Genomic DNA, 15,500 nt, shown 5'->3' with positions numbered 1-15,500 from the left:
ATCGAGTTCCCGCCAAGCTTGGCCGCGGCCAGCAGCCCATAATGGTTACCAATGCAGGAGCATTGCCTGGCTCCTGAGAATTTGTGGAGCGGTCACCATCATGAATGCAGACAGAGCCGAATGCGGCCACCTGACAGAATTCTCCGCACAGCTCGCCCGGCAGCTGGACGAGTTCCTGACCTTTCAGCATCCGGATGCCATGCAGCAGGCGGACGCCTGGCGTCAGGCCTTGGGGCAACCGATACCTGAGAACGGCATCGGCATCGATGCGGTCCTGGCAGAACTGGGCCAATGGGTGATTCCCAATGGTTCCCCCATCCCCAACCCCGGCTGCACCTCGTTCATTACCACCGGTGCCACCACGATTGGTGCCCTGGCGACCCTGGCCGGCTCGGTTGCGGCGCCACAGCGCCTGGGCCTCACCGCCTTCAATTTCCTTGAGGAACTATCTCTGGACTGGATGGCCCGGATGTTCGGGTTGCCGGAGGAGATGAAAGGGCTTTACAGCAGTGGCGGTTCGGTCGCCAACCTGGTGGCGCTGGGCGCAGCCCGGCAGGCAGCCTTTGAAGGTGTGGGCATTGATCCGGCCAGGGATGGGGTCACCCGCCCCTGCCGATTGTACGCCTCCGCCGAATGCCATCACTCGGTTCAGCGGGCCGCTGCCGTGCTGGGCATGGGCCGGCGCTCGCTGTGTGAAATCGACACTGACGAGCAGGGCCGGATGTGCCCTTCGGCGCTGCGCCGACAGTTGATGGCAGATCGGGAGGCGAACCTGTTGCCGGTGGCTGTGATTGCCAACGCCGGCAGTACCAACCGCGGCGCCATTGACCCGCTCCGGGAGCTTGGGAAAATCGCGAGCGCCTACGGCATCTGGTTTCATGTGGACGGCGCCTATGGCCTCCCCGGCATCCTCGATCCCCGGGTTCAGCCCCTGTACGCGGGCCTGGAACTGGCGGATTCCGTCATTGTGGACCCCCATAAGTGGCTGGGTGCCCCGGTCGGCATCGGAGCCACCTACGTGAAAGATCGCGAGTTGCTGAACCGGGCCTTTACCCAGGAGGCGGCCACCTATCTGGAAGGCGCCTGCACCACCGAAGGCGTGGCGCACTCCATGGACAACCTGGGCATACCCTATGCGGACATGGGCGTGGAGCTGTCGGCCCCGTCCCGCGGTGCGGTGGTCTGGGCCCTGATTCGGGAGATCGGCGTAACCGGTTTACGGGAACGGATCGTCCGCCACAACAGCCTGGCCCGGCACGTCGCCGACCGGGCCCGGGCGCACCCGAATCTTGAGGTTGTGTCGGCCCCCACCCTCTCAATCTGCGGTTTTCGCTACCTGAGCGATCGCTGGGGCGACCTGAACGACCTGAACCGGCGCATCCACCGGCGCATGGTGCAGCGCGGGCGGGCTATCCCCAGTACAACCCTGGTGAATGGCACGCTGGCGATCCGGCCCTGTTTTGTGGGTGCCAGAACAACCTTGAAGGAAGCCGATGAACTCGTTGACGAAGTTCTGAGCGTGGGCCAGGAGGTGGCCCAAATGAATGATGAGGCCGCTGGCTGAACTATAATATAAGGATCCCTGGCGTACCCCGAAACGGGTTAGGGCTTCCTTCTCTGGAACGCAGAATAGGAGAAGAATCATGGGTACGCTTTACCACAGCATCCTGGACACCATCGGCCACACTCCGACGGTGCATATCAACAACCTCGGCCCCAAGGGGGTCAATCTCTACGTCAAGATCGAGGCCTTCAACCCCATGGGGTCGGTCAAGGATCGCCTGGCGCTGGGCGTGATCGAAGATGCCGAGCGCCGGGGCGAACTAAAGCCGGGCCAAACCATCGTTGAGGCCACCAGCGGTAACACCGGCATCGGCCTGGCTATGGTCTGCGCCCAGAAGGGCTACCCTCTGGTGGTCACCATGGCCGAAAATTTCAGCGTGGAGCGGCGCAAGCTGATGCGTTTTCTGGGCGCGAAGGTCGTGCTCACCCCGGCCTCACTGAAAGGCTCCGGCATGGTGGCCAAGGCGGAAGAGCTGGCCCGTGAGCACGGCTGGTGGCAACCCCGCCAATTCGAGAACCCGGCTAACGCCGCCGTACACGAACGCACCACCGCTGTTGAAATCCTGGAGGACTTTGAAGGCGTCGGCCTCGATTACTGGGTGACCGGTTTTGGCACCGGCGGCACACTCAACGGGGTTTCCCGGGTGCTGAAACGCAAGAGCCCCAACACCCGCATTGTGGTCTGCGAACCAGACAACTCCGCGATCCTGGCCAGCGGCATTGCCCAGCCCCGGAACGCCAGCGGCGACCACTCGGAAAGCCACCCGATGTTCCGCCCCCACCTGATGCAGGGCTGGTCACCGGATTTTGTGCCCAAACTGGCGGAAGAGGTGATGCAGGCCCACAACATCGATGAATTCATCCCGATTGGTGGTAACGATGCCCTGCAGTGCGCCCGGGACCTGGCCCGCCGGGAAGGCATTTTTGTCGGCATTTCCGCCGGGGCCACCTTCGCGGGAGCCCTCAAGGTGGCCGAGCAGGCTCCGGAAGGGGCCAACATCCTGTGCATGCTGCCAGACACTGGCGAACGCTACCTGACCACCCCGCTGTTTGAGGATGTGCCCATAGAGATGACCCAAGAGGAAATGGCGCTGTCACGCTCCACCCCCAACTACCGGTTCGATATTACCGTGCCCCAGGCGCCGCCTGCTCCGAGCCAGCCGGTCGAACTGGATCCCGAAGCGGTGGAAGAGGTTGAAGCACTGATCAGCGATCCGGACCACCCGGTGATCATGTTCGCGCTGGAATGGTGTGAGTTCTGCTGGTCGGTGCGCAAGGTGTTCCAGAAGTACGGCATCGACTACAAATCGGTCGATCTGGATTCGGTGGCCTACCAACAGGGCAACCGGGGCGGGCAGATTCGCGCGGTACTGAAAGAAAAAACCGGCTGGACCACCCTGCCGCAGATTTTCATCAACGGCGAGTTTGTTGGCGGCTGCACCGATGTCTTTGACCAGATCAAGGACGGCTCCCTGCTCCCCCGTTTGCAGAGCCAGCACATTGGCTTCAACCCGGAAGTTCACGTGGACCCTTACAGCATGCTTCCGGGCTGGCTGCATCCACGTTGATTGCGGGCTATCACCATCGTTCAAAAGGGGGCGCTTCAAGCCCCCTTTTTTTGCTGGCCGACCATGCCTGGTGAAAACCTCAACACTCCCTGCACACCATCCTTGAAATCCAGCCGCTTTCAGAATACTGTATATTTAAACAGTATATTGAGATTTTTCCCATGAGCGAGCTTCTGAAAACGCTGATGCAGGATGCCCGTGTCTGGCAGGGGCACCGGCATGTACAAACCTCCCAGCCGGCGGAACCGACCGGCTATCAGGTCCTGGATAACCAGCTCGGCGGCCTTGGCTGGCCGCGCGGCGCCCTGAGTGAATGTCTGCTGGATAGCCCCGGGATTGGCGAGCTGCATCTTTTGTTGCCACTGATGCAACGGCTGTCCCATAGCGGCAAGACCGTGTTCTGGCTGAATCCGCCACACACGCCCTACGCCCCGGCGCTGGCCCGGGAAGGCGTGAACCTGGATCAGGTGGTCATGATCCACACCGATGACGACGGCGATTTCCTGTGGACCCTGGAAAACTGCCTGCGCTCGCCGGTCACCGGCCTGGTGATGGCCTGGCCGGGCAAACTGGCTTCGCGCGAGGTCCGGCGTTTACAGCTGGCCGCGGAGGCCGGCAGCAACGTGTGCGTGCTCTTCCGTGAGCGCCGCTATGTCGAACAGAATTCCCCGGCCGCCCTGCGGCTCGAGCTGGAACCCGGCGAGCAGCAGGCGCTAAAGCTCAATATCGTGAAGCGCCGTGGCAGTTGGCCCGGCCAACGTTGCGCTCTGGCCATGTCACACCGGGCAGATCTGTCGTTCCGCGAAGCACCCCGCGTGGTTCAGGGCCCCTGGCCTACTTCAACCCGGTAATCACACCATGCTCTGGTTATACCTGCACTTCCCGCACCTGTTGCTGGACCATATTCGCCGGACTCGCGAAGAAGCGGGCGCACTGGTGATTGTCGAAGGCTCCGGACAAAAGGTGATACAGGCCTGCCCCGATGCCCGGGACCAGGGCATACAGGCCGGCATGCGCCTGAAAACTGCCATAAGCCTGGTGCCCGAACTGGGTATGGTGCGGGCAGATCAGCAGCAGGAGGCCCGGATTCTGGAAGACCAGGCCCGTTGGCTATACCGCTATGCCGACCACATTGTGCTGGTGCCACCGGATGGCCTGATGGCGGAAATTGCCAGCCTGCAACGGCTGTATGGCGGCCTGCCTGCGGTCTGGCAGACCGTGGAGCAGGCGCTGGATGAACGTCAGCTGACGGCCTGGCCCGGCATTGGCCACACACCACCGGCGGCCCGGCTGATCGCCCGCACCGGCAAGGGCGAATGCACCGAAGACAGCGGCCATATTCTGCGCACCCTGAGCCAGATGCCGCTGCTGGCAGCGGAGTTTGATGCCCGCACCTGCACCCGCCTGCAGCGACTCGGACTGAACACCCTGGGCGAAGTCTTTGACCTGCCGGCGGCAGAGCTGGCCCGACGGCTGTCCCCCGAAACCCTCGCCTGGGTCCAGAAAATCCAGGGCGCCCGGCCAGACCCGCAATCCCCCTGGCAGCCGCCCCACCACTTCCGGCAGCAGGCGGATTTCGTGCAGGAAATCGAGCAATCCCAGGGCTTGCTGTTTCCGCTGCAGCGCATCCTGTCGGAACTGGAAGAAGACCTGTGCTGGCGCCAGCAGGAAACCGACAGTCTATTGCTGATTCTCCATCACCGGCACGAAGAACCCACCCGACTGCGTATCCGGACCTCCGGCCCGGAGCACCGGGCCGAGGCCTTTCTGAACCTGATTCGCCTGCGCTTCGAGCAGCACCCCCTGAGGGCACCAGTCATCTCACTCCTGTTGTCAGTGCAGCGCTTTCTGGGTCGGGAAGCGCCTACCGGGCAAGACCTGCTGGGCGAAACCCAGGATCTGAACGAAGCCTGGCATACCCTGATGAGCCGGCTACAGGCCCGGCTTGGGGATCATGCCCTCAAGCAGCTTTCACCCCAAGCAGACCATCGTCCGGAACGGGCCTGGAGCGCTTCCGCCGTTCAGCGTAACAACCGGCCGGAGGTAACACCGGCCAGCCATCTGCCCCGCCGCCCTCTGTGGTTACTGCAGGGGCCGCAACCACTCACGGAGGCACCAAGCGCATGGTTTGCCGGGCCCGAACGAATCAGTGGCGGCTGGTGGGACGGCCAGCGGGTGCACCGGGACTATTACATCGCCCAACTCAACAATGGCCAGTTGGCCTGGGTGTTCCGGGATGTCCGGGACGGCTGGTTCGTGCACGGGTGGTTTGGCTGATGTGCGAGCAGTCCTACGCCGAGCTGTTCTGCTTCAGCAACTTTACCTTTCTGACCGGCGCCTCCCACCCCCACGAACTGGCCGAACGGGCCGCCGAGCTGGGCTATACCGCCATCGCCATCACCGACGCCTGCTCGGTGGCCGGCATTCCCCGCGCCTGGGCGGCCCTGAAGGATAGCCCGGTGAAACTGATCACCGGCAGCTGGTTTGAACTTGACGATGCTCCCCCCGGGGCCAGCACCCCCCGATTCATCCTCCTGGCCCGAACCCGCAAGGGCTATGGCCAGCTGTGCCAGTTGATCACCACCGGCCGGCGCCGGGCCGAAAAAGGCCAGTACCAGTTGCTATTCCGGGATCTGGAAACCCACCCGCTGGATGACTGCCTGTGCCTGTGGCTCCCCCCTTCACTGGCGGAAGCCGACGCCGATCAGGCCCTGGCCGGCGGTGAATGGCTGCAACGGCTGTTCGAGCCACGCTTCTGGATTGCCGCTGCCCGCACCCTGGAATCCAGCGAGGAACAGCAACTGGCCCGGGCCCGCTGGCTGTCCGACCAATTGCGCTGCCCAATCACTGCCACCGGCGAGGTGCACATGCACAGCCGGGAACGCCAGCCATTGCAGGACGTACTCACGGCCCTGCGCAACCACACCAGCCTGGAACAGGCCGGCCACTGTCTGTTCCAGAACGGCGAACGCTACCTACGCCCGGTGCCGGTCCTGCAGCGCCTGTTTCCGGAAAACTGGCTCCGGGAAACCCTCCGGATTGCCGGTCAATGCATCTTCGAGCCCGGCAGCCTGCGTTACGAATACCCGCCAGACCTGGTACCGGAGGCAGAAACGCCAGCGACCTACCTGAAACGGCTGACCCGCGAAGGTGAACGCCGCCGCTACCCGGACGGCACACCCCTGACCGTTCAGTCCCTCATCCGCAAGGAGCTGGCGCTGATCTCGGAGATGAAATACGAGCACTATTTCCTCACCATTCACGACATCGTCGCCTTCGCCCGAAGCCGCGGCATTCTCTGCCAGGGCCGGGGCTCGGCCGCCAATTCGGCGGTCTGTTACTGCCTGGGCATCACCGAGGTGAACCCGGCCCGGGTGGAGTTGCTGTTTGAACGCTTCATCTCCAAAGACCGCAATGAGCCCCCGGACATCGATGTGGATTTTGAACACCAGCGGCGGGAAGAGGTCATCCAGTACATTTATCAGCGTTACAGCCGGGAGCGGGCGGCACTGGCGGCCACCGTGATCCGCTACCGCCCCCGCAGTGCCATCCGCGACGTGGGCAAGGCCCTGGGTTTTGACCCGGCGCAGGTGGAGCAATTGCTGGAAGGCATCGACTGGCGCGACAAGGCTACCGGCTGGCGCCAGCAGATACTCGACAAGCGCCTGACCCGAAACCCGAAAGTGGCGGACCAGTTCTTTACCCTGGTCAACACCCTGCTGGGTTTCCCGAGGCATCTGTCCCAGCATGTGGGCGGTTTTGTCATCAGTTCCGGGCCACTGGCCGAACTGGTGCCCGTGGAAAACGCCGCCATGGCCGACCGCACCGTGATCCAGTGGGACAAGGACGATCTGGAAAGCCTGGGCCTGATGAAAGTGGACGTGCTGGCCTTGGGCATGCTCTCGGCCATTCGCCGGGCACTGGAACTGATCAGTGAACAGAAGGGCCAGCCATTCCGGATGCAGGACATTCCTCCGGAAGACCGGGCCACTTACGCCATGCTGCAGAAAGGCGACAGTATCGGTGTGTTCCAGGTGGAATCCCGTGCCCAGATCAATATGCTGCCCCGGCTCAAGCCGGAGACCTATTACGACCTGGTGATCGAGGTGGCGATTGTCCGCCCCGGCCCCATCCAGGGCGACATGGTGCACCCGTACCTGCGACGCAAGCACGGCCTGGAACCCGTGGACTACCCCAACGACGCCATCCGCAAGGTACTCGAGCGCACCCTGGGGGTGCCGATTTTTCAGGAACAGGTGATCAAACTCGCCATGGTGGCGGCAGGCTTTTCCGCTGGTGAGGCGGACCAGCTACGTCGTGCGATGGCCGCCTGGAAGTCCCACGGCGACCTGACCCCGTTCCGGGACAAACTGGTCACCGGCATGCTGGAGCGGGGCCACGACGCCGACTTTGCCGAACGGCTGTACCAGCAGATCTGCGGGTTTGGCGGTTACGGCTTCCCCGAATCCCACGCCGCCAGTTTTGCGCTGCTGGTGTACGTCTCCGCCTGGATCAAGTGCCACCATCCGGCTGCCTTCTACTGCGCCCTGCTCAACAGCCAGCCCATGGGCTTCTACTCGCCGTCACAGCTGGTCCAGGATGCCCGGCGCCACGGGGTTAGTGTATTGCCGGTAGACGTAAATTACAGCCAGTGGGATCACACCCTTGAAGGCCCGGACCAGCACCTCCGCCTAGGCCTCCGGCTCATTCAGGGCCTGTCATCCGCTGGCGCGGAACGGCTATGCCAGCAGCGGCCGGAGCAGGGTTATCGCTCCGCCATCGAACTGCGCAGTCTCGCCGGCCTCCAGCAACGGGACATGGAACTGCTCGCCGGCGCCAACGCCATGCCCGCGTTTACCGCCAACCGCCATCAAGCCTACTGGCAGCTGCTGGGCCACGAACAGCCTACCGAACTGTTCGCCGAAGAAGCTCCGGCCAGCTACCAGCCCGATCATTGCGAACAGCTGCCGGAGCCCAGCGAGGGCCAGAACGTTCTCGCCGACTACGCCAGCCAGGGCCTGAGCCTCCAGCGTCACCCACTGGCCCTGCTCCGGGAACAGGGCCATCTCCGGTTCTGCCTGAGCGCCGAACAGCTGAAAACTACCAAAGCCGGCATCCCCGTTCAGGTCGCCGGCCTCGTCACCGGTCGCCAACGCCCCGGCTCCGCCTCCGGCGTTACCTTCGTGACCCTCGAGGACGAAACCGGCAATGTGAACGTCGTGGTCTGGCTGGAAACCGCCCGTCGACAGCGCAAGCCGCTGCTGACGGCCAGGCTTTTGCTCGTGAAAGGGGTATTGGAGCGGGAGGGTGAGATTGTGCACGTGATGGCCGGCAAGCTGTCCGATCTCAGTCACCTGATCAAGAGTCTGCCGGTGAGCTCGCGAAACTTTCATTAAAAAAACCCCGCCAGGCTCAAGCCGGACGGGGTCTTTTGTCAGTGGCAACGATCAGGTCAGAAGCTTAATCATCACACCGGCTGCAACCGCAGAGCCGATAACACCAGCCACGTTCGGACCCATGGCGTGCATCAGCAGGAAGTTCTGCGGGTTAGCCTCCAGACCAACCTTGTTGGAGACCCGCGCCGCCATTGGCACCGCGGAGACACCGGCTGAACCAATCAGCGGGTTGATCTGTTCCTTGCTGACCTTGTTCATCAGCTTCGCCATCAGAACACCACACGCAGTACCCACGCCGAAGGCGCCGATACCCAGTGCCAGGATACCCAGGGTCTGGGTGTCCAGGAACTTGTCCGCCATCAGCTTGGAGCCAACGGACAGCCCCAGGAAAATGGTCATGATGTTGATAAGTGCGTTCTGTGCAGTGTCGTTGAGGCGCTCGACCACACCACACTCACGCATCAGGTTACCGAAGCAGAACATACCCAGCAGCGGCGCCGCGTCGGGCAGGAACAGTACCACCGCGATCAGCACCACCAGCGGGAAGATGATCTTCTCTTTCTTGCTGACCGGACGCAGCTGGGACATCTTGATCTTGCGCTCTTCCGGCGAAGTCAGCGCCTTCATGATGGGCGGCTGAATCATCGGCACCATCGCCATGTAGGCGTAAGCCGAGACCGCAATCGCGCCCAGCAGGTGCGGTGCCAGAACACTCGATACGTAGATCGAGGTCGGGCCGTCCGCGCCACCGATGATGCCCACCGCAGCGGCTTCCAGAATGGTGAAGTCCAGGATGCCGGCCCAATCCAGCAGCGCCGCACCCAGAACCGTACCAAAGATGCCGAACTGAGCGGCCGCGCCCAGCAGCATGGTCTTCGGGTTGGCCAGCAACGGACCAAAGTCCGTCATCGCGCCCACACCCATGAAGATGATCAGCGGGCCCACGGTACTGCCGATCACCACCAGGTAGAAGTTGTACAGCATGCCGTTACCATAGCCGAAGTCCTGAGCCAGGCCGTTGGCCATGGCCACCTGCGCAGAGGTCGCTTCCTTATAGGCATGCTTGAACGCATCCATGATTTCCGGCGTTACCGCCTGGCCGGCCTGGTAGGACACATCCAGCGCGCTGGCCAGCGCCGCCAGCACTTCCGGCTTGCCGTAGTGGATTGCGTTTTCCGCCGCAGTCAGGGCAAGGCCCGCCTCCGGAATATTCGCCAGAATGCCACCGAAACCAATCGGTACCAGCAGCAGCGGCTCGAAACCCTTGCGAATCGCAAGGTACAGAAGCAGCAGGCCGACGACGATCATAACCGCCTGGCCCGGTGTCATATTGAACAGGCCACTGCCTGTCCAGAGCGTCAGTAATTTTTCCATGGAATGCTGGCCCTTATGCGATTGTCAGCATTTCATCATCAGGGGAGACGGCATCACCGACCTTGATGAAGACTTCACCGATGGTACCGGCCTTCGGTGCGCGAATTTCGGTTTCCATCTTCATGGCTTCCAGGATGATCAGCACGTCGCCTTCTTCCACGGCGTCGCCCGCAGAGACCAGAACCTTGAAGATGTTGCCGCCCAGAGGTGCTACCACGGGCTCACCCTCACCGGCAGCTGGCGCGGGTGCAGACCCAGCTGCAGACGCGGCCGGTGCGGAAGCGGCGCCACCCTCACCCTGAACCTGGGTGATCTCACCGCCCTCGGACACCGCCACAACAAATTTCTTGCCGTTAACTTCAACGGTGTACGTTTCGGGGCCATCGGCTTTCTTGGCGGGCGCCGCGTCGTCTGCGGTCGGCACCGGCTCGAACGCGTCCGGGTTGCCACGGTTTTCCAGGAACTTCAGGCCAATCTGCGGGAACAGCGCATAGGTAAGAACATCATCTACGGTGTTTTCCGCCAGCTTGATGCCCTTCTCGTCCGCCAGTTGCTTCAGCTCGTCGGTCAGCTTGTCCATTTCTGGTTCAAGCACATCCGCTGGACGACAGGTCATCACTTCCTTGCCATCCAGGACACGCTCCTGCAATTCCTTGTTCATCGGCGCCGGTGCAGCACCGTACTCGCCTTTAAGGATTGCAGAGGTTTCTTTAGAGATGGACTTGTAGCGCTCGCCGGTCAGAACGTTCAGTACCGCCTGGGTACCCACGATCTGGGAGGTCGGAGTTACCAGCGGGATGAAGCCCAGGTCTTCGCGGACCTTGGGAATTTCGTCCAGAACCTCGTCAAACTTGTCGCTTGCATTCTGCTCACGCAGCTGGTTTTCCATGTTGGTCAGCATGCCGCCCGGAACCTGAGCAATCAGGATGCGGGAATCGGTGCCACGCAGGCTGCCCTCAAACTTCGCGTACTTCTTACGTACCTGGCGGAAGTAGCTTGCAATCTCTTCAAGCAGGTTCAGGTCCAGGCCGGTGTCACGGTCTGTGCCTTCGAGGATGGCAACCACCGCCTCGGTGGGCGAGTGACCATAGGTCATACTCATTGAAGAGATGGCGGTATCCACGTTATCGATACCGGCTTCCGCGGCTTTGATGGCGGTGGCGGTAGACATCCCGGTAGTGGCGTGGCACTGCATGTGGATGGGGATATCCAGCTCTTTCTTCAGGCGGCTGACCAGATCAAAGGCCACATATGGCTTCAGGATACCCGCCATGTCCTTGATCGCGATGGAGTCCGCGCCCATGTCGGCAACTTCCTTCGCCAGTTCTACCCACATATCAATGGTATGAACCGGGCTGGTGGTGTAGGCGATTGTGCCCTGGGCATGCTTGCCGGTCTTACGAACGGCCTTGATGGCGCGGTCCAGGTTACGAGGATCGTTCATCGCATCGAAAATACGGAATACATCCACGCCATTCTCGGCGGCACGCTCACAGAAACGGTCCACCACATCATCCGCATAATGACGGTAACCCAACAGATTCTGGCCACGCAGAAGCATCTGTTGCTGAGTGTTGGGCATGGCTTTTTTCAGTTCGCGGATGCGCTCCCAGGGGTCTTCGCCCAGGTAACGGATGCAGGAGTCGAAGGTGGCTCCACCCCAGGATTCCAGAGACCAGAAACCGACCTTGTCGAGTTTCTCGGCAATAGGCAGCATGTCATCAAGCCGCATACGGGTGGCAAGCAGGGACTGGTGGGCGTCACGCAGGATAACGTCCGTAATCCCCAGCGGTTTCTTTGTGTCAGTCATCGTGTCAGCCTTCTATTTAAAGGTTCTATCTCTACCGGGTCACTTCTTGTGGCGTGACCGGAATTTAGCAATCGCCTTCTTGATGGCCTCGGCGGTGTCGGGGTCAACCGATGCAGGCGCCTTAGGCTTGGCACGTGGCGTTTTGGCCGGGGTTGCCGGCTCTGGCGGCGCAAACCGTCCTATGAGTTTGGACATGAGCAGTGTCGCGACTACCAGAATAATCAGGAACACGAACACAAACCCCATGCCCGCGATCATCAGATCTACGGCTTGTGACATCAGGTTATTCATATCGAATAGCTACCTGCTTTATTGGTTTGTTGATTTCCCCGATTTGCCTGGCCGGACCACTTTGACTAAAGTCTAAGGTCCCGCTCAAGCAATTCGGGAGGCAAAATCCTGCGTAATTTACCGTTTTAGCCTTCCGTGAGCAACCTAAATGCGAATTGCTATACGGAGTTTCCGAGCTGCACGGCCCACTTTGACAAAACCGGTGCAAAAGCTCCGAAACCCCATGTCACGCGTACCGGACGCGAATTTTCCGGCCCTTGATCCGACCAGACTCCAGACGCTTGAGCGCCTTGGCGGCATGACCTTTGTCAATTGCCACGAAACACTGAAAATCGAAGAGGTCGATTTTTCCGACCGCTGTTCCGGGAATCCCGGCTTCACCCGTAAGCGCCCCCAGCACATCCCCCGGACGGATTTTCTCTTTTCGACCGCCAGCAATGCATAAGGTTTTCATGGCAGGCTCAAGGGGCTTTCTGGGCACCGCCATCAAAGCCTCGGTATCGCCCCAATCCACGGTGCGCCCGCGGTCCGATTCCAGCCGGCTGATCTTGTGCCCCTTTGCCGGCGTGCAAAAAGTAACCGCCAGCCCCTGCTCGCCCGCACGCCCGGTACGCCCCACCCGGTGGGTGTGAACTTCCGGATCTCGCGCGGGCTCAGCATTAATCACCAGCGGCAGGGCCTTGATGTCCAGCCCCCTGGCGGCCACATCCGTCGCCACCAGTACCGAGCAACTCTGGTTACCGAAACGAACCAGCACACTGTCACGCTCGCGCTGCTCAAGGTTGCCGTGCAAAGCCAGGGCGGAAAATCCATTCTGGCGCAGATCGTCCGCCAGCTCATCGCACTGTTGCTTGGTGGTGCAGAATACGATGCACGACGACGGCTGACGCTCGGACAACATCGCCATCACCGCTTCGTGGGCGGCGCCCGGCGCAATTTCATAGAACAGCTCGTGGATATCCGGGTTGCCCTGAGCGGCCTCGGCCCGGACATCCTCCGGCTCACGCTGGTATCGGGTGCTGAGTTTGCGGATGGCGTCGGGCCAGGTCGCCGAAAACATGAGGGTCTGACCTGATTCCGGGGTCTGGCCCAGAATATCCTCAACGGCTTCCTCGAACCCCATATCGAGCATCCGGTCTGCCTCGTCCAACACGACGGTATTCACCCGACCCAAATCGAGCGTGCCTTTTCTGAGATGATCCTGGATCCGGCCCGGCGTGCCCACCACGATGTGGGCACCATGGCTAAGGGACCCGATCTGGGGACCGATTGCCACCCCGCCGCAAAGGGTCAGGATCTTAACGTTGTCCCGGGCTCGGGCCAGCTCCCGAAGCGCCTTGGCCACCTGATCCGCCAACTCTCGCGTCGGACAAAGCACCAGTCCCTGAACCGCAAACAGCCGGGTGTTCAGGTGCTCTATCAGCCCAATCCCGAAGGCCGCCGTCTTGCCACTGCCGGTCTGCGCCATGGCGATCACATCCCGGCGCGCCAGACAATGGGGCAAGGCTTTCGCCTGAATTTCAGTGGGTTGCTCAAACCCCAACTGCTCAAGGTTGGAGGTCATGGCAGGGGAAAGACCAAACGTTTTAAAGGAAGGCATACAAGAAAATCCTGAAATCGGCGAACACGGGTGATGGAGGCAAAATAATGAGGGCGTATACTAGCGCATCAGGATACCAGAGTTTGCCACCAATTAACGGAGTTACTAATGGCGTCCCTACAGGATCAGCTACTGAAAGCCGGTCTGGCTGACGAGAAAAAAGCCAAGGCCATCCGCACTGAAAAGCGAAAAAAGCGCAAATCCCAACCCAAGGGTGTCGTACAGGAAAACGAAGCCGAAGTGCGTGCGCGTCAAGCCCGTGAAGAAAAGGCCGAGCGGGACCGGGAGCTTAATCGCCAGCGTCAGCAAGAAGCCGAGAAAAAAGCGATTCAGGCCCAGATTCGCCAACTGGTCGAAACCAACCGGCTGGATCGGAGCCGGGGCGAGACCTCCTATCAGTTCGTCCATGACAAGAAGATCAAGAAGATTTTTGTCGACGACACCATGGTGGATCAGCTTTCCCGGGGCCGTCTGGCCATCGTGTTTGTGAATGACAGCTATGAGATTCTCGCGGAGGGTGTTGCCAGGAAGATCATGGAACGGGATGAGAATGCCGTCGTGGTCCTTCACGATCGCAAAACCGACGATGCTGGCGAAGACGATCCTTACGCCGGTTACGAGATCCCGGACGACCTCATGTGGTGAGGAGTTATCCCTCAGGCGGGGTGGAACTCTGTTCCACCCCGCCTGACTCTGTACTGAAGAACGCCCCAAACAGCCCACTCAGTGAAGCTTGTGGCGCTCAAAAATTTCCAGAATTTCCTTCTCGGTTTCCGCAGGAACACTCACTTTTACCACCCCGGCTTCCTCATCAATAAAGATATTGTCTCTTGGAATACCGGACGCGATCAGATCATCCCAGGTGTTCTTGGCCTGATCATGATTGTCATAAGCTCCATTGATCGTTTTATTCATAAGACCAACTCCTTTAAACGTACGACCCTCCATTATCAAGAATAGTCACCACCACCAGATATGTTCAATTTTTAACCACACCATACTTGATCCGCGACAAATATCCCGACATCCGGAGAACGCAAGTCTGCCGTCACCCGCTTTATTTCCAGCCAAGTGCAACTATTTCGCGCCTCGAAACGAATTACCTGGGCAATAACTCGCAAAATCTGTGATCACACACTATCTCGGGGAAATACCATGAACCATAAGATCAAGCCGTCATTGTTCGTCGCCGCCATTGTGTCCGCCCTGGGGCTCGCCTCCGCAGCCCATGCAGGACATACCAACCACGTTCTGAGCACACAACTGAGCGCCAAAGCGCTGGTTGATACGAAGGGCGACAGCAACGGCAAGGGCCATGCCCATGTATTTGGCATAGATGGCGATCCCACAACGCTCTGTTACGTCATTCAGGTTGAAGGCATTCAGACTGTTCCGGTGAAAGAAGGCATGGCGGCTCATATCCATGAAGCCGGGAAAGGCATGAATGGCGCCCCCGTGGCTGCCCTGGCCGGACCTGAGGATGGCGATGCCGCGGACTGCCTTACCGAAGGCGAGAAAGGCAAATTCCCGACTGGGGAACAAGGCATCGTGAAGCGGATTCTCGAGAATCCGGCCGATTTCTACATCAACATCCATAACCCCGAGCACCCGGATGGTGCACTTCGTGGCCAACTGATGGGGCCCCATGGCATGAAGCTGTAAGCCGGATCTTCAGGCAATAAAAAACCCCGCTCATTGGCGGGGTTTTTTATTTCGTATGGCGCGGCTGGGAGGATTCGAACCTCCGACCGCCTGGTTCGTAGCCAGGTACTCTATCCAGCTGAGCTACAGCCGCTTGAAACTGGTGCAGGTGTTGAATTAATGGCGCGGCTGGGAGGATTCGAACCTCCGACCGCCTGGTTCGTAGCCAGGTACTCTATCCAGCTGAGCTACAGCCG

General features: G+C 60.6%; 12 protein-coding genes and 1 tRNA gene. 7 read left to right on the top strand and 6 right to left on the bottom strand.

The window, feature by feature from the left end:
- Positions 1 to 100: 100 nt before the first annotated feature.
- The 5 genes from K0B93_RS00435 (at position 101) to K0B93_RS00415 (ending at position 8,527) form a co-directional block, all read left to right on the top strand.
- Positions 101 to 1,564 carry a pyridoxal phosphate-dependent decarboxylase family protein gene (locus K0B93_RS00435; protein WP_219865311.1) on the top strand — a complete coding sequence of 488 codons (1,464 nt, stop codon included), beginning with the start codon at positions 101 to 103 and terminating at the stop codon, positions 1,562 to 1,564.
- A 79-nt stretch (positions 1,565 to 1,643) separates the two neighbouring features.
- Positions 1,644 to 3,131: a cysteine synthase A gene (cysK, locus tag K0B93_RS00430; protein ID WP_219865310.1), complete on the top strand. Its 1,488-nt coding sequence runs from the start codon at positions 1,644 to 1,646 to the stop codon at positions 3,129 to 3,131.
- 161 nt (positions 3,132 to 3,292) lie between these two features.
- On the top strand, positions 3,293 to 3,982 hold the full coding sequence (gene imuA, locus K0B93_RS00425; protein WP_219865309.1) for a translesion DNA synthesis-associated protein ImuA: 690 nt from the start codon (positions 3,293 to 3,295) through the stop codon (positions 3,980 to 3,982).
- Positions 3,983 to 3,989: 7 nt separating this feature from the next.
- Entirely contained in the window at positions 3,990 to 5,408 is a 1,419-nt protein-coding gene (locus K0B93_RS00420; protein WP_219865308.1) for a Y-family DNA polymerase, read from the top strand.
- Complete coding sequence (locus tag K0B93_RS00415) at positions 5,408 to 8,527, top strand: error-prone DNA polymerase (protein ID WP_219865307.1); 3,120 nt, start codon at positions 5,408 to 5,410, stop codon at positions 8,525 to 8,527. Before K0B93_RS00420 ends, K0B93_RS00415 begins: the two co-directional genes overlap by 1 nt.
- Before the next feature lie 51 nt (positions 8,528 to 8,578).
- Here K0B93_RS00415 and K0B93_RS00410 read toward each other — a convergent pair whose 3' ends face one another.
- The 4 genes from K0B93_RS00410 to dbpA form a co-directional block, all read right to left on the bottom strand.
- Positions 8,579 to 9,901 (bottom strand): sodium ion-translocating decarboxylase subunit beta, encoded by a 1,323-nt coding sequence (locus K0B93_RS00410; RefSeq protein ID WP_219865306.1) that lies wholly within the window; start codon positions 9,899 to 9,901, stop codon positions 8,579 to 8,581.
- A gap of 13 nt (positions 9,902 to 9,914) precedes the next feature.
- Positions 9,915 to 11,711 carry a sodium-extruding oxaloacetate decarboxylase subunit alpha gene (gene oadA, locus K0B93_RS00405; RefSeq protein ID WP_219865305.1) on the bottom strand — a complete coding sequence of 599 codons (1,797 nt, stop codon included), beginning with the start codon at positions 11,709 to 11,711 and terminating at the stop codon, positions 9,915 to 9,917.
- 39 nt (positions 11,712 to 11,750) lie between these two features.
- The gene (locus tag K0B93_RS00400) at positions 11,751 to 12,002 is read right to left on the bottom strand and encodes an OadG family protein (protein ID WP_219865304.1); all 252 of its coding nucleotides are present in this window, start codon (positions 12,000 to 12,002) and stop codon (positions 11,751 to 11,753) included.
- A 226-nt stretch (positions 12,003 to 12,228) separates the two neighbouring features.
- Positions 12,229 to 13,602 (bottom strand): ATP-dependent RNA helicase DbpA, encoded by a 1,374-nt coding sequence (gene dbpA / locus K0B93_RS00395; protein ID WP_219865303.1) that lies wholly within the window; start codon positions 13,600 to 13,602, stop codon positions 12,229 to 12,231.
- A gap of 108 nt (positions 13,603 to 13,710) precedes the next feature.
- Here dbpA and K0B93_RS00390 point away from each other — a divergent pair, with 108 nt between their 5' ends.
- A complete protein-coding gene (locus K0B93_RS00390; RefSeq protein ID WP_219865302.1) occupies positions 13,711 to 14,247 on the top strand; it encodes a DUF2058 domain-containing protein in 537 nt (178 codons plus the stop codon).
- A gap of 78 nt (positions 14,248 to 14,325) precedes the next feature.
- On the opposite strand, the gene K0B93_RS00385 is transcribed toward K0B93_RS00390, so the two are convergent.
- On the bottom strand, positions 14,326 to 14,517 hold the full coding sequence (locus tag K0B93_RS00385) for a hypothetical protein (RefSeq protein ID WP_219865301.1): 192 nt from the start codon (positions 14,515 to 14,517) through the stop codon (positions 14,326 to 14,328).
- Positions 14,518 to 14,757: 240 nt separating this feature from the next.
- Here K0B93_RS00385 and K0B93_RS00380 point away from each other — a divergent pair, with 240 nt between their 5' ends.
- The gene (locus tag K0B93_RS00380; RefSeq protein ID WP_219865300.1) at positions 14,758 to 15,264 is read left to right on the top strand and encodes a CHRD domain-containing protein; all 507 of its coding nucleotides are present in this window, start codon (positions 14,758 to 14,760) and stop codon (positions 15,262 to 15,264) included.
- A 56-nt stretch (positions 15,265 to 15,320) separates the two neighbouring features.
- Here K0B93_RS00380 and K0B93_RS00375 read toward each other — a convergent pair.
- A tRNA-Arg gene (locus K0B93_RS00375) sits at positions 15,321 to 15,397 on the bottom strand.
- Between the last annotated feature and the right edge of the window lie 103 nt (positions 15,398 to 15,500).

The sequence above is a fragment of the Marinobacter sp. F4218 genome, from assembly GCF_019443085.1.
Lineage (GTDB): Bacteria > Pseudomonadota > Gammaproteobacteria > Pseudomonadales > Oleiphilaceae > Marinobacter > Marinobacter albus.
Note: the sequence above shows the minus strand (reverse complement) of the source record. Positions and strands in the feature narration are given on the sequence as shown.